The following is a 19,101-nucleotide window of genomic DNA, read 5'->3' as shown; positions in this document are numbered from 1 at the left end:
TTCCATGACCCGCATTGCCATTCCCCGACGCCGCCTGCTGCAGGGCGCAGCCGCCGCCCTCGCGCTGCCGTCGTCGTTCGCCGCCCTGGCGCAGGCCCCCGCGCGCCAGTTGCGCATCGGCCATCAGAAGGGCTACCTGAGCGTGCTCAAGGCCCGCGGCACGCTCGAGAAGCGGCTCGCACCGCTGGGCGCCACCGTGAAGTGGACCGAGTTCACGGCCGGCCCGGTGCAGCTCGAGGCGCTGAACGTCGGCTCGATCGACTTCGGCGACGTGGGCGAAGCGCCGCCCATCTTCGCGCAGGCCGCTGGCGCGCCGCTGGCCTACGTGGGCGCCACGGTGCCGCGCCCGAAGACCGAGGCGGTGCTGGTGCCCAAGGGCTCGGCCATCCAGACCGTGGCCGACCTCAAGGGCAAGAAGATCGCGCTCAACAAGGGCTCGAACGTCCACTACTTCATCGTCAAGCTGTTCGAGAAGCACGGCCTGGCGTACAGCGACCTGAACCTGGTCTACCTGCCGCCGGCCGATGCGCGCGCCGCCTTCGAAAAAGGCTCGGTCGACGCCTGGGTGATCTGGGACCCGTTCCTGGCCGCCGCGCAGCAGTCGCTCGACGCGCGCATCCTGGCCGACGCCGTGGGCGTGGTCGGCAACCGCGCCTACTACTTCTCGTCGCTCGACTACGTGGCGAAGAACGCCGACGTGTTGGCCATTGCGATCGAAGAGGTCAACAAGATCGACCAGTGGGGCGCCGCCCACCGCAACGAACTGGCGACCGAGTTGTCTGCGATCTGGGGCCTGCCCAAGGCGGTGGCCGACCTGTCGCAAGGTCGCACCGCCTACGGCACCGGCCCGATCACCAAGGCCATCCTGGCCGAGCAGCAGCAGATCGCCGACACCTTCTTCGCGCTCAAGCTGATCCCCAAAAAGATCAACGTGCTCGAAGCCGCCGGCGCGGGGATCGCGTGATGACCACCGTGTTGTCGACTGCGCTGCACGAACGCGCCGGCCACGTGCTGGCCATCACGGCGCGTGCGTGGGGCGTCGTGTCCGCGGCGCGCCGCCTTCCTTTCCTGCTTGCCGTCTGAACGGGCAAGCCAACGAACGATCGAGAGTTTCCGATGCAGATCTTCTGGTTCCTCCCCACGCACGGCGACAGCCGTTACCTCGGCACGAGCGAAGGCGCGCGCGCCGTCGACCTGCCGTACCTGCAGCAGATCGCCGGTGCGGCCGACCACCTCGGCTACGAAGGCGTGCTGATTCCCACCGGCCGCTCCTGCGAAGACCCGTGGGTGATCGCGTCCAGCCTCATCGGCGCGACGAAGAAGCTCAAGTTTCTGGTGGCGGTGCGCCCGGGCCTGCACCAGCCCAGCCTGGCCGCGCGCATGGCCGCGACCTTCGACCGGCTCTCGGGCGGGCGCCTGCTCGTGAACCTCGTCACCGGCGGCGACCAGGCCGAGCTGGAAGGCGACGGCGTGTACCTCGACCATGCGGCGCGCTACGAGCAATCGGCCGAGTTCATCCGCATCTGGCGCGAGATCATCGCGCGCAGCCACGAGACGACCGGCACCTACGACTACGAAGGCAAGCACCTGAGCGTGAAGGGGGCGCGGCTGCTGTTCCCTCCGGTACAGAAGCCGTACCCGCCCGTGTGGTTCGGCGGCTCTTCTGCGGCGGCGCATGACCTCGCGGCCGAGCAGGTCGATGCCTACCTGACCTGGGGCGAGCCGCCCGCGGAGGTGTCGAAAAAGATCGCCGACGTGCGCGCCCGCGCCGAACGCCAGGGCCGCAGCGTGCAGTTCGGCATCCGCCTGCATGTGATCGTGCGCGAGACCGAAGACGCGGCCTGGAAAGCCGCCGAAGAACTCATCAGCCGTGTCGACGACGAGACCGTCGCACGCGCCCAGGCCGCCTTTGCGCGCATGGACTCCGAAGGCCAGCGCCGCATGGCCGCGTTGCACGCCGGCGGCGCCAAGCGCGGGCGCGCCGACCTGGAGATCGCGCCCAACCTCTGGGCCGGCGTGGGCCTGGTGCGCGGTGGCGCGGGCACGGCGCTGGTCGGCGACGCCAAGACCGTGGCGGCGCGCATCGAGGAGTACGCGGCGCTGGGCATCGACAAGTTCATCTTCTCGGGCTACCCGCACCTCGAAGAGGCCTACCGCTTCGCCGAGCTGGTGTTCCCGCTGCTCTCGCGCAAGGCGAAGACGCAACTCGCGGGCGGCTCGCTGAGCGGCCCCTTCGGCGAGGTCGTCGCCAACCTCGACGCGCCCTCGCGCCTCGTCTCCCAAAGCTGAGGACACGCATGACCGAACAAGTACAGGAATTGCCGGCGGTGGCGCCGGCATCGAACGCCGCAGGGGACGCAAGCAGCGCGCTGCGAGGCTTCGCCCTCAACGTGGCGAAGCGGCTCATTCCGTGGCTGGTGCCGGTGGGGCTGATCATCGTCTGGCAGATCGCCTCGTCGCTGGGCTGGCTTTCGACGCGCGTGCTGCCGGCGCCGCTCGATGTGGTCAAGGCCGCATGGACGCTCACCGTGTCCGGTGAGCTCTGGACGCACGTGAAGGTCAGCGCGGGCCGCGCGCTCGCGGGGCTGGCCATCGGCGGCGGCGCGGGGCTGGCGCTGGGCCTGCTCACGGGCTCGGTGAAGTTCTTCGAGACGCTGCTCGACTCCACCATCCAGATGGTGCGCAACATCCCGGCGCTGGCGCTCATTCCGCTGGTGATCCTGTGGTTCGGCATCGACGAATCGGCCAAGCTGTTTTTGATCTCGGTGTCGGTGTTCTTCCCGATCTACCTGAACACCTTCCACGGCATCCGCAACGTCGATCCGCAGCTCATCGAGATGGGCCGCACCTACGGCCTGTCGCGCTGGCAGCTGTACCGCGAGGTGATCCTGCCGGGCGCGCTGTCGTCGATCCTCGTGGGCCTGCGTTTCTCGCTGGGCCTGATGTGGGTGATCCTCATCGTGGCCGAGACCATCTCGGCGCAGGCCGGCATCGGCTACCTCACGATGAACGCCCGCGAGTTCCTGCAGACCGACATCGTGCTCGTGGGCATCCTGCTGTACGCGCTGCTCGGCAAGCTGGCCGACCTGTTTGCGCGCGGCCTGGAGCAATGGTGGCTGCGCTGGCACCCCGGCTACCAGAAGAAGCCGGCGAAGTGAGGGCAGGGCATATGAACCACCTCATCAATCGCCGTACCGCCATTGCGACGCTGGGTGCGCTCAGCGCAGGTGCCGTGCTGGCACAGCAACAACGGCCCGCCACGGTGCGCTTCGGCTACCAGAAGTCGTCCACGCTGATCGCGCTCTTGAAGGTGCAGGGCACGCTCGAGAAGCAGCTCGCGCCGCTCAACGTTTCGCTGAGCTGGCACGAGTTCACCAGCGGCCTGCCGCTGCTCGAGGCGCTGAACCTCGACAACCTGGACATCAGCGCCGACGTGGCCGACACCGTGCCTGTGTTCGCACAAGCGGCCGGCGCCGACCTGACCTTTCTGGCGCAGGAAGCACCATCGCCAGCCGCGCAGGCCATCGTCGTGCGCGACGAGTCGCCGCTCAAGACCGTGGCCGATCTCAAGGGAAAGAAGGTCGGTTTCGCGAAAGCGGCCGGCGCGCATTACCTGCTGATCGCCGCGCTCGAGAAGGCCGGCCTGTCGTTCAAGGACATCGAGCCCGCCTACCTCACGCCGGCCGACGGCCGCGCCGCCTTCGAGAAGGGCGCCATCGACGCCTGGGTGGTGTGGGACCCGTTCCTGGCCGCTGCCCAGCGCCAGTCGAAGGTGCGCATCCTGGCCGATGGCGCGGGCATCGCGTCGTACCAGCGCTATTACCTGGCGAGCACCAAGTTCGCGAAGGCGCGCCCCGACGTGCTGCGCGTGGTCTACGCCGAGCTGGAGAAGACCGGCAAGTGGGTCAAGCAGCACCCGAAGGAGGCCGCGGCCCTGCTCGCACCCGTGTGGGGGCTCGACGCCCCGACCATCGAGCAGGCCAACAGCCGCCGCAGCTACGCGGTGCGGCCGGTGGTGGCCGGCGGGCTGGCCGAACAGCAGCGCATCGCCGATGCCTTCTTCGCCGAGAAGCTGCTGCCCAGAAAAATCGATGCGCTGAAGGTGGCGCTGTTCAACCCCGGGGCCTGAACTCATGAGTGCCGTTCTCAAAGACATCCAACCCCAAGCCATTGCCGGCGGCGTGCGCCTCGAAGCGCGCGGCCTGCACAAGCGCTATGGCGCGCGCGAGGTGCTGCGCAACACGCAACTGACCATCGAGCCGGGCCAGTTCATCGCCATCGTGGGGCGCAGCGGCTGCGGCAAGAGCACGCTGCTGCGGCTCATCGCGGGCCTCGAAGAAGCCACGTCCGGTGGCCTCTACACCGACGGCAAGGCCGTGAGCGGCCTGCACGACGACACGCGCATCATGTTCCAGGAGGCGCGCCTGTTGCCCTGGCGCCGCGTGCTCGACAACGTGACGCTGGGCCTGCCCAACGATGCTAAGGCGCGCGGCAAGGAAGTGCTGGCGCAGGTCGGCCTGGCCGACCGCGAGAACGAATGGCCGGCGCGCCTGTCGGGTGGTCAGCGCCAGCGCGTGGCCCTGGCGCGCGCGCTGGTGCACCACCCGCGCCTGCTGCTGCTCGACGAGCCGCTGGGCGCGCTCGACGCGCTCACGCGCATCGAGATGCACCGCCTCATCGAGAACCTGTGGCAGCGCCACCGCTTCACCGCGCTGCTGGTGACGCACGACGTGCAGGAAGCCGTGGCGCTGGCCGACCGCGTGATCCTCATCGAGGACGGCCGCATCGCGCTCGACGAGAACATCGCGCTGGCGCGTCCGCGCTCGCAGGGCGACCCGGCCTTTGCCGCGATCGAAAAACGAATCCTCGACCGGGTGCTGCAGAAGTCCGAAGAGACCGATGTGGAAAGCACCGATGCCAGCTGGCTCACGCCTCAAGCTCATGCCTTGCGCTGGGCGATCTGAGTCGTTTCATCCATTCCCCCTTTGAAAGGCAGTCGCATGTCGCAGAACTGGAAATTCGAAACCCTGTCGGTCCACGCCGGCTACTCGCCCGAACCGACCACCCGCGCGGTCGCGCCGCCGATCTACCAGACCGTGGCCTACGCCTTCGACAGCGCGCAGCACGGCGCGGACCTGTTCGACCTGAAGGTGCCGGGCAACATCTACACGCGCATCAACAACCCGACGCAGGACGTACTGGAGCAGCGCGTGGCAGCGCTCGAAGGCGGCATCGCGGCGCTGGCGCTGGCCTCGGGCCAGGCGGCCGTGACCTACGCGATCCAGACCATCGCCGAAGCCGGTGACAACATCATCAGCAGCACGGCGCTGTACGGTGGCACCTACAACCTGTTCGCCCACACGCTGCCGCAGTTCGGCATCACAACGCGCTTCGCGGACCACCGCGACCCGAGCAGCTTCGAGAAGCTGTTCGACGAGCGCACCAAGGCGGTGTTCGTCGAATCGCTGGGCAATCCGGCGGGCAACGTGACCGACATCGCGGCCATCGCCGAAATCGCGCACCGCCACGGCGTGCCGCTCATCGTCGACAACACCGTGCCCTCGCCGTACCTGAGCCGGCCCATCGAGCACGGCGCCGACATCGTGGTGCACTCGCTCACCAAGTACCTGGGCGGCCACGGCACCAGCATCGGTGGCGCCATCGTCGACTCGGGCAAGTTCCCGTGGGCCGAGCACAAGGAGCGCTTCAAGCGCCTGAACGAACCCGACGTGAGCTACCACGGCGTGGTCTACACCGAGGCGCTGGGCCCGGCCGCCTACATCGGCCGTGCGCGCGTGGTGCCGCTGCGCAACACGGGTGCGGCCATCTCGCCGTTCAACGCCTTCCTGATCCTGCAGGGCATCGAGACGCTGGCGTTGCGCATGGACCGCATCAGCAGCAATGCGCTGGCGGTGGCGCAGCACCTGAAGCAGAGCAAGGCCGTCAACTGGGTGAACTACGCGGCGCTCGAAGACCATGCCGACTACCCGTTGGCGAAGAAGTACTTCGGCGGCAAGTCCAGCGGCGTGCTGACCTTCGGCATCGGCGCCGGCCGCGAGGGCGGGGCGAAGTTCCTCGATGCGCTGAAGCTCTTCACGCGCCTGGTGAACATCGGCGACGTGCGCTCGCTGGCCACGCACCCCGCGTCGACCACGCACCGCCAGCTGTCGCCCGAAGAACTGGCCCGCGCTGGTGTCACGGAAGACACCGTGCGCCTGTCGGTGGGCATCGAGCACATCGACGACCTGATCGCCGACCTCGACCAGGCGCTGGCCGCCGCATCGAACTGAGACACCGTTCCAAGCCATGACCACACTGCAAGCCATTCCCGACGCCGCGCTGGACCAGCTGTTCCGCAAGGCGCGCACCGTGCACGCCTTCAAGCCGGTGCCCGTGACCGACGCGCTGATCCACCAGCTCTACGACCTCGTGAAGTGGGGCCCGACCGCCTACAACGCCCAGCCTGCGCGCTACGTGTTCGTGCGCAGCGAAGAGGCCAAGGCCAAACTGAAGCCGGCCGTGTCGTCGGGCAACACCGCGCAGACGCTGCAGGCTGGCGTGACGGTGATCGTGGCGCACGACACGCGCTTCTACGAGCACCTGCCCACGCAGTTCCCGGCCTACGACGCCAAGCCCTTCTTCGAGAAGAGCGCCGACGCCGCGCAGGCCACGGCCTTTCGCAACAGCAGCCTGCAGGGCGCCTACCTGATCCTGGCGGCGCGCGCGCTCGGGCTCGACGCGGGGCCGCAGTCGGGCTTCAACGCCGACCTGGTCGACAAGGCCTTCTTCCCCGACGGCCGCTATCGCGCGAACTTCCTCGTCAACCTCGGCGTGGCCGACCACGCCGGCACTTTCGAACGCGGGCCCCGGCTGGCGTTCGACGACGTGGCCGAGATCGTCTGACCGCCGGCCGTTTTCACTCACAACCCCTGTCAACCCTGAAAGAGAAATCACCATGTCCATCCAAGCCATCAACGTCCGCAACCAGTTCAAAGGCAAGGTCCGCGAAATCATCCGCGGCGACGTCGTCTCCGAAGTCGATGTCGAAACCGCCTGGGGCATCGTCACCTCCGTCATCACCACGCGCTCGGTCGACGAGCTGCAGCTGAAGGTGGGTTCCGACGTGGTCGCACTCGTGAAGTCGACCGAAGTTTCGATCGCCAAGCTCTGACGGACCCTCGGGCTTTGCGATTCCCCGGTGCTGTCTTTGGTGCCGGGGTTTTTCGTTTGAGGTCGCTGGTTCGGGGCGTGTGCCCAGGCCACCGGGTACTTCCCTCCGCGAATGTCCCCCGGGCTTCGCCCTCCTCCTTGATTTCGCTGCGGGAAGCACCCAGTGCCCTGAGCACGAGGGCACGCTCTGCGTTTGCAGCCGATCAACGACTGCTGTGAACCCGCTCACGTCGCTGGGGTGCCTTGCGCAGCGAAATCAAGGAGGAGCCCGAAGGGCGGGGGACATTCGCGGAGCAAGGTACCCCGTCGGCGGGAGCGCGCCCTGAAGCAGCACCCCATAGATCACAAGGTTGTTAAGAATCGACTTTTGAGTCGTTTGACCTTGGCCTTCGCACTCCTACAGTGGTGGTTATCGCCATCAAGGAAGATGGAATGACCAACGTACAACAGGAGCCGAACCGCATGTCCGTGGAAGTTGAAGATGTCATCGCCTTGCCGCCCGCCCTCGAACAGGCGCGCGCGCAAGCCATCGAAAAGAACTGGCCCTACGCCGGCGGCGTGACGCCCCCGGTGGCCTGGCAGCTGGTGCAGGGCGGCCAGGCCCTGCTCGTGGACGTGCGCTCCGGCGAAGAACGCAAGTTCGTCGGCCACGTGCCCGACAGCCTGCACGTGGCCTGGGCCACGGGCACCGCGCTCACCCGCAACCCGCGCTTCGTGCGCGAGCTCGAAGCCAAGGTGGCGAAGGACGGCGGCAAGGAGGCCGTGGTGCTGCTGCTGTGCCGCAGCGGCAAGCGCTCCGCACTGGCGGCCGAGGCTGCTGCCAAGGCCGGCTTCACGCAGGTGTTCAACGTGCTCGAAGGCTTCGAGGGAGAGATCGATGCGCGGCAGCACCGGGGCGGGTCCGACGGCTGGCGCTTCCATGGCCTGCCTTGGGTGCAGGACTGAACCCACACCGATAGAAACACACGGGAGGAAAACACACATGGCTCAATTCGAAGTGAGTGACATCGTGCGCGCGCTGCACGAGGTGCGCGACGAGTGGCGCGATTCGCAGCGCCGTTCGCGCGAGCCCGGTGCGCGCGAGTTTCCGTCGCGCGATGCGCTGGCGCAGATCGTCGAATCGCTCAAGGGCGCGCTCTTTCCGATGCGGCTGGGCCCGCCGGACCTGCGCCACGAGAGCGAGGATTTCTACGTGGGCCACACGCTCGACGCCGCCTTGCAGGCGCTGCTGGTGCAGGCGCGGCTCGAACTGAACTTCAACGCACGGCTGGCGCCGCGCCCCGCAAGCGAGATCGACGCTGCAGCCACCGAAGCGGTGCGCCAGTTCGCGAACGCGCTGCCGGGCCTGCGCCGGCTGCTCGACAGCGACGTGCTCGCGGCCTACCAGGGCGACCCCGCGGCGCGCAGCGTCGACGAGGTGCTGCTGTGCTATCCGGGCGTGCTCGCGATGATCCATCACCGCCTCGCGCACCGGCTCTACGAGCTCGGCCTGCCGCTGCTCGCGCGCATCGTCGCCGAGCTGGCGCATGCGCAGACCGGCATCGACATCCACCCGGGCGCGACGATCGATGCGGGCTTCTTCATGGACCACGGCACCGGCGTCGTGATCGGCGAGACGGCCGTCATCGGCAAGCGTGTGCGGCTGTACCAGGCCGTCACGCTCGGCGCCAAGCGCTTCCCCACCGACGCTGAAGGCAACCTGCAGAAGGGCCTGCCGCGCCACCCGGTGGTGGAGGACGACGTGGTCATCTATGCCGGCGCCACCATCCTGGGCCGCGTGACGCTCGGCAAGGGCGCGGTCATCGGCGGCAACGTGTGGATCACCGACGACGTGAAGCCCGGTGCCAGCGTCACGCAGGCCAGCCTGCAGAACAACAGCGCACCGAAGGCGGGCAGCGTATGAAGGCCTTTGTCGAAGACTTCGGCGTCACCGTGCGCCAGCTGCGCGAAGGGCAGGGCTGGTCGCAGGAAGAGCTGGCCGAGCGTTCCGATCTGAACCGCTCGTACGTGGGCGAGATCGAGCGCGGGCGCGTGATCCCGTCGATCGTCACGGCGCAGAAGCTGGCCACCGCGCTGGGCATCAACATCGTCAACCTGCTCGCGCGTTGCGAGCAACTGGAGCAGTCGCGCCTTGCACGGCGGATCAACTTGGCGGCTATAGCCTGTTGAGGGGAAACCCGTGGTCGCCAGACACTGGCGATCACTTTTTCCTCAACCCACGGAGCCTTGATCCATGAGTGCAACAGTCGGTGGTACCACCGCCCTTGGCGACAACGCCGCCCGCCAGCTAGCCAACGCCACCAAGACCGTTCCCCAACTCGAGACCATCAGCCCGCGCTGGCTGACGCACCTGCTGCAGTGGGTGCCGGTGGAAGCGGGCATCTACCGCGTCAACAAGGTCAAGAACCCCGAGTCGATCAAGGTCACCTGCACCTCGCGCGAAGAAGAGAACCAGCTGCCGCGCACCTTCGTCGACTACGAAGAGAACCCGCGCGAGCACTACCTGAATGCCGTGAGCACCGTGCTCGACGTGCACACCCGCATCTCCGACCTGTACAGCAGCCCGCACGACCAGATCAAGGAGCAGCTGCGCCTGACGATCGAGACGATTAAGGAGAACCAGGAGAGCGAGCTCATCAACAACCCCGACTACGGCCTGCTGGCGCAGGTGAGCGAAGAGCAGCGCATCTTCCCGCTGACCGGCGCGCCCACGCCCGACGACCTGGACGAGCTGCTGACCAAGGTGTGGAAGGAGCCCGCGTTCTTCCTCACGCACCCGCTGGCCATTGCCGCGTTCGGGCGTGAAGCCACGCGCCGCGGCACGCCGCCGCCCACGGTGAGCCTGTTCGGTTCGCAGTTCATCACCTGGCGCGGCATTCCGCTGATTCCGTCGAACAAGGTGCCGGTGGCCGACGGAAAGAGCAAGATCCTGCTGCTGCGCGTGGGGGACAAGCGCCAGGGCGTGGTGGGGCTGTTCCAGCCGGGCCTGTCGGGCGAGCAGAGCCCGGGCCTGTCGGTGCGCTTCATGGGCATCAACAACCACGCGATCGCGTCGTACCTGATCTCGCTGTACTGCTCGCTCGCGGTGCTGACCACCGACGCGCTGGCCGTGCTCGACGACGTCGAGATCGGCAAGTACCACGACTATCCCGACACCTACAAGTAAGCCGCGGTGAGCAGCACACCCACGTTCCCGGGCGAGGCGCCGTTCGATCCGGCCGTTCTCGCGCGCATGGCCAGCGCCATGTTCTCCGCGCCGCCGGGCGCGCAGTTTCCTGCCAACATCGCGCCGCCGGGCTCGCCGCTGGTGAGCCCCGCCGGCTTCGGGCCGAGCGTGCCGGGCACGCCGATCCCGCAGGGGCAGATTCCGGGCGCCAATGTGCTGCCCGCATCGCCCACGCAGCTGCCGTCGCTCGCGAACCGCGCGCCGGCGCTGCTGCCGCATGCGGTGGCGGGCAACGGCGTGCCGGACAACGTGCTGTCGGTGGCGCCGGCTTTCGAGCCGCGTTCGGGCGGTGTGGTGCAGGGCGTGCCGCAGCAAGTCGGAGCCCCCGTGGCGCCGCAGGCCGCGGCCTCGCCGTTCTACTTCCTGAGCGAGAGCCATGGCCATCCGTTGGCCGGAGCGGCCTCCGCCATTTCACCCCCCGGGCAGGTCTTGCCCCCTCTCCCGCGTGCGGGAGAGGGCTGGGGTGAGGGCAGGGGCGTTCAATCATTTGCTGGCGTTCCATCGCCGCAGCCCCTCTCCCCAGAGGGGCGAGGGGGCCAATCCCCGGTGCAGGGGAGTGAGAAGCCGCAGTTCTACTTCGTCGATGCCGTGCGCCTGCCCAGTGGCTTCGTCACGCCAGCCAAGCCCGATCCGCGCGGCCCCGATGCAGTGCCGCTGGCCGGCAGCGGCCAGCATCCGCCATTCGACGTGCATGCCGTGCGCCGCGACTTCCCGATCCTGCAGGAGCGCGTGAACGGCAAGCAGCTCGTGTGGTTCGACAACGCGGCGACCACGCACAAGCCGCAGTCGGTCATCGACCGCATCGCGTACTTCTACGAACACGAGAACTCGAACATCCATCGTGCGGCGCATGAACTCGCCGCGCGTGCCACCGATGCCTACGAAGGCGCGCGGGAGCGTGTTCGCAAGTTCATCAACGCACCCGAAGTCGACGAAGTGATCTTCGTGCGCGGCACCACCGAGGCCATCAACCTCGTGGCCAAGAGTTGGGGCGGCCAGCACGTGGGTGAGGGCGACGAGATCATTGTGTCGAACCTGGAGCACCACGCCAACATCGTGCCGTGGCAGCAGCTCGCCGCCGCCAAGGGCGCGAAGCTGCGTGTGATTCCGGTGGACGACTCGGGCCAGGTGCTGCTCGACGAATACCGCAAGCTGCTCAACGACCGCACGAAGATCGTCGCCGTCACGCAGGTCTCGAACGCACTGGGCACCGTGGTGCCGGTGAAGGAGATCGTCGAGCTGGCGCACCGCGCGGGCGCCAAGGCGCTGGTCGATGGCGCTCAGTCGGTCTCGCACATGCGCGTGGACGTGCAGGGCCTCGGTGCCGACTTCTTCGTGTTCTCCGGCCACAAGGTGTTCGGCCCGACCGGCATCGGCGTGGTGTGGGGCAAGCGCGAGGTGCTCGAAGACATGCCCCCGTGGCAGGGCGGCGGCAACATGATTGCCGACGTGACCTTCGAGAAGACCGTGTTCCAGCCGATCCCGAACAAGTTCGAGGCCGGCACCGGCAACATCGCCGATGCCGTGGGCCTGGGCGCGGCCATCGACTACGTGAACAAGGTCGGCATCGAGAACATCGCGCGTTACGAGCACGACCTGCTGGTGTACGGCATGGCGCAACTGAGCGCGATTCCCGGCGTGCGGCTGATCGGCACGGCGGCCGACAAGGCGAGCGTGATGTCCTTCGTGCTCGACGGCTACACCACCGAGGAGGTGGGCCACGCGCTCAACGATGAAGGCATCGCGGTGCGCACGGGGCACCACTGCGCGCAGCCGATCCTGCGGCGCTTCGGCGTCGAGACCACGGTGCGGCCGTCGCTGGCGTTCTACAACACCTTCGACGAGGTCGACCGGCTGGTGACGGTGGTGCGGCGGCTCGCCGGCCAGCGGCGCACGCGCTGAGCCGGCTCAGGGCTTCGATGCCAGGTGCTGCCTGAAGAAGGCGAGCACCTTGGCATTGAAGTCGGCGTGGAAGGCGACGCGGTCGAAGCCGCCCGCATCGCTGCAGATCTCCGGCAAGGCCTTGGCCATGGCCGGCGCGCAGGGCGCCAGGAAGGCGAAGTGCGCGGTGTTCGCGGGCACGTACCAGTCCGGCGCGGAAGGCAGGTTGCGGCGAATCGCTTCGACGTCATCCAGCGCCACCCCGTCGCCGCCACGCGCGGAGGCCCAGAGCTGGACGGGCACCGTGACCTGCTTCAGCCCCTCGGCATCGAAGAAACTCAACGGGTCGACGATCACCGCCGCCTTGATGCGCGCATCGCGCACCGGCGGCGCGGGCAGTTCCTGGCGCTGGATCTGGCCGCAGAACGGAATCTTCGACGCCGGCGTGCAAAAGCGCAGGCCCAGCTTGAAGTCGGGCACCGCGCCCGTTGCCACGAGGCCGGTGTAGCCGCCGCGGGAGAAACCGAAGAAGCCGACCTGATCGGCGGCGAGCTTCGTGTGGCCGGGCCACGTCTTGAGCATGTGATCCGCCAGCCGCCGCATGTCGACGGGCCGCGCGGTAAATGTCGAGAGATGGCCCCGGCGTTCCATGTCCTGGAAGTTGTCGTTCGGATGGTTGATGGCGGCGACCACGAAACCCGCGTCGGCCAGCGCCGCCGCCGTGTCGTGGTGCCCGAGGAACGAGCCGCCCGAGCCGTGCGACATCAGCACCAGCGGCAGGCCCGTGCCGGCGACGGGGCAGTCCTTGGCGGCCGAAATGGCGATCAGGCCGAACGCGATCTCGCCGGGCGCGGCCTCGCAAGGCGTCCACACCGCGCCGCGCAAGGCCGGCCCGTCCTTGTCGGCCGGCACCTCGATGAAGCTGAATCCCGCGGCATGGCTCCATGCGGCAGACACACAGAGGGCGGCGAGCAGGGCAAGGCGATGCAGAGTCATGGCGCGCAAGGGGTAGGGGGCTGAACGGGCCGCCAGTGTGCCGCCTCCGGCCCCGCGCCGCCAGCCCGTTTTGCGTCGTGCGATGCGGGCGCGCTATGCTCTGTCGCTGTCCATCACGCTGCTTGTCTTCGCATGTCCCAGCCTCAGGTTTCTTCTTCCGGTGCCCCTTCTTCTGTCAGCGATTCCTGCGATGTGTTCGTGATCGGCGGCGGCCCCGCGGGTTCGACCGTCGCGGCGCTGCTGGCGCAGCAGGGCCGCAAGGTGGTGCTGGTCGAGAAAGAGCACCACCCGCGTTTTCACATCGGCGAATCGCTGCTGCCCGCGAACGTCGAGCTGTTCGACAAGCTCGGCGTGCGCGACCAAGTCGAGAAGATCGGCATGCCGAAGTTCGGCATCGAGTTCGTCTCGCCCGAGCATGAACACCGCAGCTACGTGGAGTTCGCCGAAGGCTGGGACAAGTCGCTCGACTCCGCCTGGCAGGTGCGCCGCTCCGAGCTCGACGAGCTCTTGTTCCGCAACGCCGCCACGCGCGGTGCCCAGACCTTCGAAGGCTGCAAGGTGCGCGACGTGGCCTTCGACGCCGACGGCGCCACCGTGCAGGCCGTGATGGACGATGGCGCCAAGCGCAGCTGGCGCGCGCGCTTCGTGATCGACGCCACGGGCCGCGACACGCTGCTGGCCAACAAATTCCGCTGCAAGCAGAAGAACCCCGACCACAACAGCACCGCGCTGTTCGGCCACTTCACGAACGCCGAGCGGCTCGAAGGCAAGAAGGAAGGCAACATCAGCATCTGCTGGTTTCCGCACGGCTGGTTCTGGTTCATTCCGCTGGCCGACGGTACGACCAGCGTGGGCGCGGTGTGCTGGCCCTACTACCTGAAGACGCGCGAAAAATCGCTGAAGGAATTCTTCTACGACACCATCGCGCTGTGCCCCGTGCTGGCCGACCGCTTGAAGAACGCCACCCTGGTCGACGACGCCGTGCACGCCACGGGCAACTTCTCGTACTCGAGCACGCACGCCACCGGCGACAACTACCTGCTGCTGGGCGACGCCTTCACCTTCATCGACCCGATGTTCTCCTCGGGCGTGTACCTGGCGATGCACAGCGCCTTCGACGGCGCCGAGCTGGTGGCCACCGCGCTCGACCAGCCCGCCGAACTGGCCCGCGCCCGCGAAGGCTTCGAGGCCATGATGCGCAAGGGCCCGCGCGAGTACTCGTGGTTCATCTACCGCGTGACCAACCCGACCATCCGCGACATGTTCATGTACCCCGGCAATCCGTTCCGGGTGAAGGAGGCGCTGATGTCGCTGCTGGCCGGCGACATCTACAAGGGCACGCCGATGTGGGGCGCGCTGCGCATGTTCAAGGTGCTGTACTACGGCATCTCCCTGGCCAACTTCCGACGCACCATGGCGGGGTGGAAGCAGCACCGCTTCAACATCCGCGACATGGGGGCGTTGAAGGGGGAGACGATCCAGAAGGCGGATTGAGGCTAGGCGCCCGGCAGGTCGGCGATGAGCCGCCGGTTCTGCCGCGCGAGCGTGCGGAAGGCCGCCGAGAGGCGGTCGTCGGCGGCCACGGTGTCCCAGTACACACCGGCCAGTTGCCGGGCGTGCGGCCATTCCTGCAGGGTGTCCACGGTCGGCGCCAGTCCGGTGGCCGCCAGGTCGCGCGCTGGCAGTTCGCCGTTGGTCGGCGCATACAGCGTGGGCAGCACGTCGTAGGCGGGCGCCAGACGCCACGCGTTCCCTTCGATGAGCAGCGAGATGTTGCCGTAGTGTCGGTCGGTGTTACCGATGAGGCGGCCGAAGGCTTCGAGAAAGCGCAGGCGCTGCGCATCGTCGGCACGCAGCAGGCCGCGCGAGGCCATCCGGTTGGCCGTGGCGGCCCAGTTGTCGATCTTGCCGATGTGCTGCGCGTCATACGCCATCAGCGACACCATGCCGATGCGGCCCTGGGCCGAGCGGTCGAAGCGTTCGACCTCCAGGAACACGCGCCCGCCTTCGATGAAGATGCGCGTGGTGGCCGCCGCGACGCCCGCTTGCGCCAGGGTGCTCAGCGCCAGGTGCTCGCTGGCGAGGAGGTCGCGCGAGCGCCGGTCCAGGGCCGACGTGCCTGCGAGCGAGAACTTGACGATGACCTGCCGGCCATCGCGCACCGTGCAGAACTTCGGCTGTTCGCCGCCGGCCGAAGAGCCGGGCAGGGTGCCCTGCATCGCGCGCTCCGCCATGGCGGGGTAGTCGCTCACGGAGACTGAGCGAGCGGCGCGCGCGCCCAACGCATGAAAGCGCTGGAAGGATTCGGCGCCCACCACGAGGTTGCCGGGCAGGTCTTCGCCGCACAGCGCGAGCGCCAGCAGCACGTCGTCGTCGTTCCAGTGCTCGGGGTTGGGCGGTAGCCCGAGTTCGGGATGCCCCTGCGCGAAGGCGCGGCCGATGAAGCCCTGGGGGCGCATGTCGGCCAGGAACCATGGCAGGCCGTCATGCAGCGCGCTGCGGCCTTGCTGCTCGTCCATCCAGCAACGCCCGCCCTGCAGCGGCACGATGCGTCCGAACGGCGAGGCCTGGCCGGCGGCATCGATCTCGACGACCGGCACCTCGCTGCCCACACGCTCGACGTGCCGGGGTGCCACGTACATCTGCGAGCGCGCAGCGCCCACCTTCAGGATCTGCGCGCTGCGAACGAGCGGTGCCAGCGTGCGCGAGGCGGTCGCCTGGCTGATGCCCAGCCGCGCCTGCAGCTCGGCGCTCGTGGCGGCGCCTTGCGAACGGATGAAGGCGAGGGCCGCGGCGCTCAGGGACGGCGGAGTGGACGGTGGCATTGCATATCTATGTGAATAGATAAATTATCCCACTCGCCATTGAGGAATCAAGGAGAAATGAATTCCTATTTGAATAGATACTTTCAGGAGTTCAATGCCGCATGCCGGGCCCGCAGCGTGGCCACCGCATGCGTCACCCCCAACTGCGGGCTGCTGAGCACATCGACTTCAAGGTCCGCCAGCAACCCCGTCACCGGCGCCATCGATGCCTGCGCCAGCACGATCACGTCGGTGCCGTCGGCCGCGGCGCGGATCGATTCGGCCAGCGTGGCCACGTAGCGCGCGATATCGCCGGACTGGAAATGCACCCAGGCATCCTCGACCAGCAGCGTGCTGGCGCGGATGCCGACGCCGGCTTGCCGCGCGGCTGAAAGCACGAGCGACAGGGTCGGGTCGATGGTGCTCTCGACGGCGCCGACGATCAGCACGCGCGGGCCGTTGCGCACGGCGCGGTCGGCCATGGCGCGGTCGATGCGCAGGGCGGCGAAGGCGCCGCCGGTGGCGGTTTTCTCGGCGATGCCGCCGATGGTCGAGCAGGTGCACACGACCACCGAGGCGCCGTCCGAGGCGGCGTCGCGCATGGCTTCGTGGACGCGCGCCACCAGGCCGGCGTGGTCGACGCCCAGGGTGCGCGCATCGGCGAGCAGCTCTTCCATCACCAGGTGCTGCACGCGCAGCTCGGGCGCGATCTCGCGGGCCAGGCTGCCGAAGGTCTGCACATGCACCTGCGCGGTATGGAGGAAGGCGAGCGTGTCGGCCATGGTGTTGCCGCCGTTCAATCGGCCTCGTGGGCGCGCCGGAACTCGTAGGCCTTCAGGTGCACGTAGGCCGTGCGCAGCACCGAAGGCGTGGCCGATGCGGCGCGTGGCGCGCGGGCCAGCAGGTCGCCCAGGATGTGGTCGGCCTCGACGCGCGCGCCGCGGGCCATGTCCTTGTACATGGAGGCGGTCATGGGCGAGCCGGCGGTCGTGACCACCGCGCGGCCGCGCGTGATGGCGCCGGGCCGCGGGGCAAAGCCGTTGTGGGCGGCGATGGCGCAGCACTCGTCGAAGATCGCAAGGGCCACGTCCTCACCGCCGGCCGCCACGATGTCGCCGATGGAGGCGTGCATGAGGCTCGTGAGGCCCGCGGCCGAGGCGATGAAGACCCACTTCTCCCACATGTCCTGCGCGATGGTCTCGCTCGCGGTGGCGGTGAAGTTCGCGCCGGCGAACTGGGCCGCGATGGCGTCGATGCGCGGCGAGCGGCCACCGGCCCGTTCGCCGTAGCTCAGGCTGTGCATGTCGTTCAGGTGCTGCACGCGGCCCTCGTCGTCGAGCGTGGCGGAGATCATGCACAGGCCGCCGAGCACGCGCGCCTCGCCGAAGCGCGCGACCAGCCGGTCGATGTGGCCCAGGCCGTTGAGCAGCGGGAGGATGACGGTGTCGGGCCCGACGGCGGGCGCGAACGAGTCCATGGTGGCGTCGAGGTCGTAGGCCTTGCAGCCGACCACGACCACGTCGTACGGGCCGCCGATCTGCTCGGCCAGCACATGCTTCGGCGTGGGCAGGTCGAGGTCGCCGAAGGGGCTGCGCACCACGAGCCCGGTCGTGGCCAGCTGGGCTGCGCGGCCGGGACGCAGTAGAAAGGTCACATCGCGGCCTGCCGCGAGCAGGCGTGCGCCGAAGTAACCACCGAGTGCTCCCGCACCCACCATCAGGAATCGCATCGCGCGCTGCCTCCGAAGAAACTGAAGATCGGAAGCGATGATGCCCCGGATCGCGCGCGGGCGCCTCAGGGGTGTTGCGAGGTCGCCAGCCGCTCGCGGCCAAAGGGCCGCAGGTCAAGGTTGTGCGCGCTCTCGCGGCCGAGCACGCGGTCGGCGATGGCGTCGCCCAGCCCGGCCGAGTGCTTGAAGCCGTGGCCCGAGCAGGCCGAGACGATCAGCACATTCGGCAGGCCGTCGAGCGCGTCGATCACGAAGCGGCGGTCGGGCGTGACGGTGTACATGCAGGCGCGGGCCTTGAGTGCGTGCCCCGCGATCTGCGGAAAGCGCCCGGCGACGCGGTCGCGGTACATGGCGGCGCTTTCTTCGGCGCTCACCTCGCGGTCGAGCGCGTCGGGCGTGGTGGCGTCGACGTACTGCTCGGTGGCGACCTTCAGCGCGGGTTGCGACGCGTCGGAGGCCGGAAAGCCGTACATGTAGTCTTCCTGCGCGTCGCCGAACATCCAGATGAAGATCGGGAAGCGCCCGGGTGCGAAGTCGGCTGCGGCGGCGGGGCCGGTGTCGAACCAGTGCATCACCTGGCGGTGCACCGAGAAGTGGGCCTGCCAGTCGGTGCGCGCCTGCCGGCCGAGGAATTCGGGCAGCCAGGCGCCGGCCGCGACCACCACCTGGTCGGCGGTGAAGCTCGCGGTTTCGGTGCGCACGCGCACGGTGTCGCCGTTGCCCACGGGCTCGACGCCCAGCACGCGCTCGCCGGTGCGGGTCTGTGCGCCGTCGGCGCGGGCCACGGCGAGCTGGGCGGCGATGGCGTCTTCGGGGCGCACGAAGCCGGCGTCGCGTTCGAGGTACCCGATCTCGTCGCCCTGCAGGTGGAACTGTGGGTAGCGCGCGCGGATGCCGGCCGCGTCGAGCACCTCGTGCGCGATGTCGAAGCGCTCGGCGCAGGCGATGGTGCGGCGCACGAAGTCGGACTTGCCGTGGTGCGCGGCCACGCGGTCGCGCGGCGCGAGGATGAGGCCGCCGGTGGTGGTCATCAGCGGGCGGCCGGTGCGCGCCTCGAGCGCGCGCCAGATGGCGTGCGAGCGGTGCACCAGCGGCACGTACTCGTCGCCTTCGCCGACGGCCAGCCGCGTGATGCGCGAATCGCCGTGCGAGGAGCCGCGGTCGTGCGGCGGCGCGAACTGGTCGATGCCGAGCACGCGCGCGCCGCGTTGCGAGAGCTGGTAGAGGGTGGCCGCGCCGAGGGCGCCCAGGCCGATGACGATCGCGTCGTAATGAGTAGGAGAACGGGTCACGGG

The 19,101-nt window shown here is 68.6% G+C and carries 19 protein-coding genes; 14 read left to right on the top strand and 5 right to left on the bottom strand.

Annotated features, from left to right (window positions below; translation table 11 throughout):
- The first annotated feature begins 4 nt into the window (after positions 1–4).
- From AC07OX_RS01810 to AC07OX_RS01750, 13 genes are all read left to right on the top strand, one after another.
- Positions 5–964, top strand: a complete 960-nt coding sequence (locus AC07OX_RS01810) for a sulfonate ABC transporter substrate-binding protein (protein ID WP_447744482.1) — start codon at positions 5–7, stop codon at positions 962–964.
- A gap of 152 nt (positions 965–1,116) precedes the next feature.
- Positions 1,117–2,289 (top strand): FMNH2-dependent alkanesulfonate monooxygenase, encoded by a 1,173-nt coding sequence (ssuD, locus tag AC07OX_RS01805; RefSeq protein ID WP_307635717.1) that lies wholly within the window; start codon positions 1,117–1,119, stop codon positions 2,287–2,289.
- Between the two features lie 8 nt (positions 2,290–2,297).
- Entirely contained in the window at positions 2,298–3,158 is an 861-nt protein-coding gene (gene ssuC / locus AC07OX_RS01800; protein WP_495259681.1) for an aliphatic sulfonate ABC transporter permease SsuC, read from the top strand.
- Between the two features lie 11 nt (positions 3,159–3,169).
- Positions 3,170–4,129: an aliphatic sulfonate ABC transporter substrate-binding protein gene (locus tag AC07OX_RS01795; RefSeq protein ID WP_495259680.1), complete on the top strand. Its 960-nt coding sequence runs from the start codon at positions 3,170–3,172 to the stop codon at positions 4,127–4,129.
- A 4-nt stretch (positions 4,130–4,133) separates the two neighbouring features.
- Complete coding sequence (locus tag AC07OX_RS01790; RefSeq protein WP_095745458.1) at positions 4,134–4,964, top strand: ATP-binding cassette domain-containing protein; 831 nt, start codon at positions 4,134–4,136, stop codon at positions 4,962–4,964.
- A 36-nt stretch (positions 4,965–5,000) separates the two neighbouring features.
- Positions 5,001–6,290 (top strand): O-acetylhomoserine aminocarboxypropyltransferase/cysteine synthase family protein, encoded by a 1,290-nt coding sequence (locus tag AC07OX_RS01785; protein WP_062470023.1) that lies wholly within the window; start codon positions 5,001–5,003, stop codon positions 6,288–6,290.
- A 16-nt stretch (positions 6,291–6,306) separates the two neighbouring features.
- The gene (locus AC07OX_RS01780; protein WP_159271674.1) at positions 6,307–6,903 is read left to right on the top strand and encodes a malonic semialdehyde reductase; all 597 of its coding nucleotides are present in this window, start codon (positions 6,307–6,309) and stop codon (positions 6,901–6,903) included.
- A gap of 52 nt (positions 6,904–6,955) precedes the next feature.
- Positions 6,956–7,171, top strand: coding sequence for a TOBE domain-containing protein (locus AC07OX_RS01775; RefSeq protein WP_007829250.1), 216 nt, complete (start codon positions 6,956–6,958; stop codon positions 7,169–7,171).
- Between the two features lie 461 nt (positions 7,172–7,632).
- Positions 7,633–8,115, top strand: a complete 483-nt coding sequence (locus tag AC07OX_RS01770; RefSeq protein ID WP_495262574.1) for a rhodanese-like domain-containing protein — start codon at positions 7,633–7,635, stop codon at positions 8,113–8,115.
- Between the two features lie 37 nt (positions 8,116–8,152).
- Positions 8,153–9,073, top strand: coding sequence for a serine O-acetyltransferase EpsC (epsC, locus tag AC07OX_RS01765; protein ID WP_062470029.1), 921 nt, complete (start codon positions 8,153–8,155; stop codon positions 9,071–9,073).
- Complete coding sequence (locus tag AC07OX_RS01760) at positions 9,070–9,339, top strand: helix-turn-helix domain-containing protein (RefSeq protein WP_062470032.1); 270 nt, start codon at positions 9,070–9,072, stop codon at positions 9,337–9,339. The genes epsC and AC07OX_RS01760 overlap by 4 nt, the downstream gene beginning before the upstream one ends.
- Positions 9,340–9,403: 64 nt before the next feature.
- Entirely contained in the window at positions 9,404–10,336 is a 933-nt protein-coding gene (locus tag AC07OX_RS01755) for a family 2A encapsulin nanocompartment shell protein (protein WP_042579703.1), read from the top strand.
- 66 nt (positions 10,337–10,402) lie between these two features.
- Positions 10,403–12,298 carry a family 2A encapsulin nanocompartment cargo protein cysteine desulfurase gene (locus AC07OX_RS01750; RefSeq protein ID WP_495262577.1) on the top strand — a complete coding sequence of 632 codons (1,896 nt, stop codon included), beginning with the start codon at positions 10,403–10,405 and terminating at the stop codon, positions 12,296–12,298.
- A 6-nt stretch (positions 12,299–12,304) separates the two neighbouring features.
- Here the strand turns inward: AC07OX_RS01750 and AC07OX_RS01745 are convergent, their stop codons facing one another.
- Positions 12,305–13,273 (bottom strand): alpha/beta hydrolase family protein, encoded by a 969-nt coding sequence (locus AC07OX_RS01745; RefSeq protein WP_495262573.1) that lies wholly within the window; start codon positions 13,271–13,273, stop codon positions 12,305–12,307.
- A 132-nt stretch (positions 13,274–13,405) separates the two neighbouring features.
- On the opposite strand from AC07OX_RS01745, the gene AC07OX_RS01740 reads away from it, so the two are divergent.
- On the top strand, positions 13,406–14,767 hold the full coding sequence (locus tag AC07OX_RS01740; protein ID WP_495262572.1) for an NAD(P)/FAD-dependent oxidoreductase: 1,362 nt from the start codon (positions 13,406–13,408) through the stop codon (positions 14,765–14,767).
- A 2-nt stretch (positions 14,768–14,769) separates the two neighbouring features.
- Here AC07OX_RS01740 and yjjJ read toward each other — a convergent pair whose 3' ends face one another.
- From yjjJ to solA, 4 genes are all read right to left on the bottom strand, one after another.
- Positions 14,770–16,098 (bottom strand): type II toxin-antitoxin system HipA family toxin YjjJ, encoded by a 1,329-nt coding sequence (gene yjjJ / locus AC07OX_RS01735; protein WP_495262571.1) that lies wholly within the window; start codon positions 16,096–16,098, stop codon positions 14,770–14,772.
- Positions 16,099–16,181: 83 nt separating this feature from the next.
- Positions 16,182–16,859: an aspartate/glutamate racemase family protein gene (locus AC07OX_RS01730; RefSeq protein ID WP_495262570.1), complete on the bottom strand. Its 678-nt coding sequence runs from the start codon at positions 16,857–16,859 to the stop codon at positions 16,182–16,184.
- A 14-nt stretch (positions 16,860–16,873) separates the two neighbouring features.
- Positions 16,874–17,806: a 2-dehydropantoate 2-reductase gene (panE, locus tag AC07OX_RS01725; protein WP_495262569.1), complete on the bottom strand. Its 933-nt coding sequence runs from the start codon at positions 17,804–17,806 to the stop codon at positions 16,874–16,876.
- Between the two features lie 65 nt (positions 17,807–17,871).
- Positions 17,872–19,098 (bottom strand): N-methyl-L-tryptophan oxidase, encoded by a 1,227-nt coding sequence (gene solA, locus AC07OX_RS01720; RefSeq protein ID WP_495262568.1) that lies wholly within the window; start codon positions 19,096–19,098, stop codon positions 17,872–17,874.
- Between the last annotated feature and the right edge of the window lie 3 nt (positions 19,099–19,101).

Source organism: Variovorax sp. GW821-FHT09D07 (genome assembly GCF_059416345.1).
This window is presented reverse-complemented; position numbering and strand designations above follow the sequence as displayed.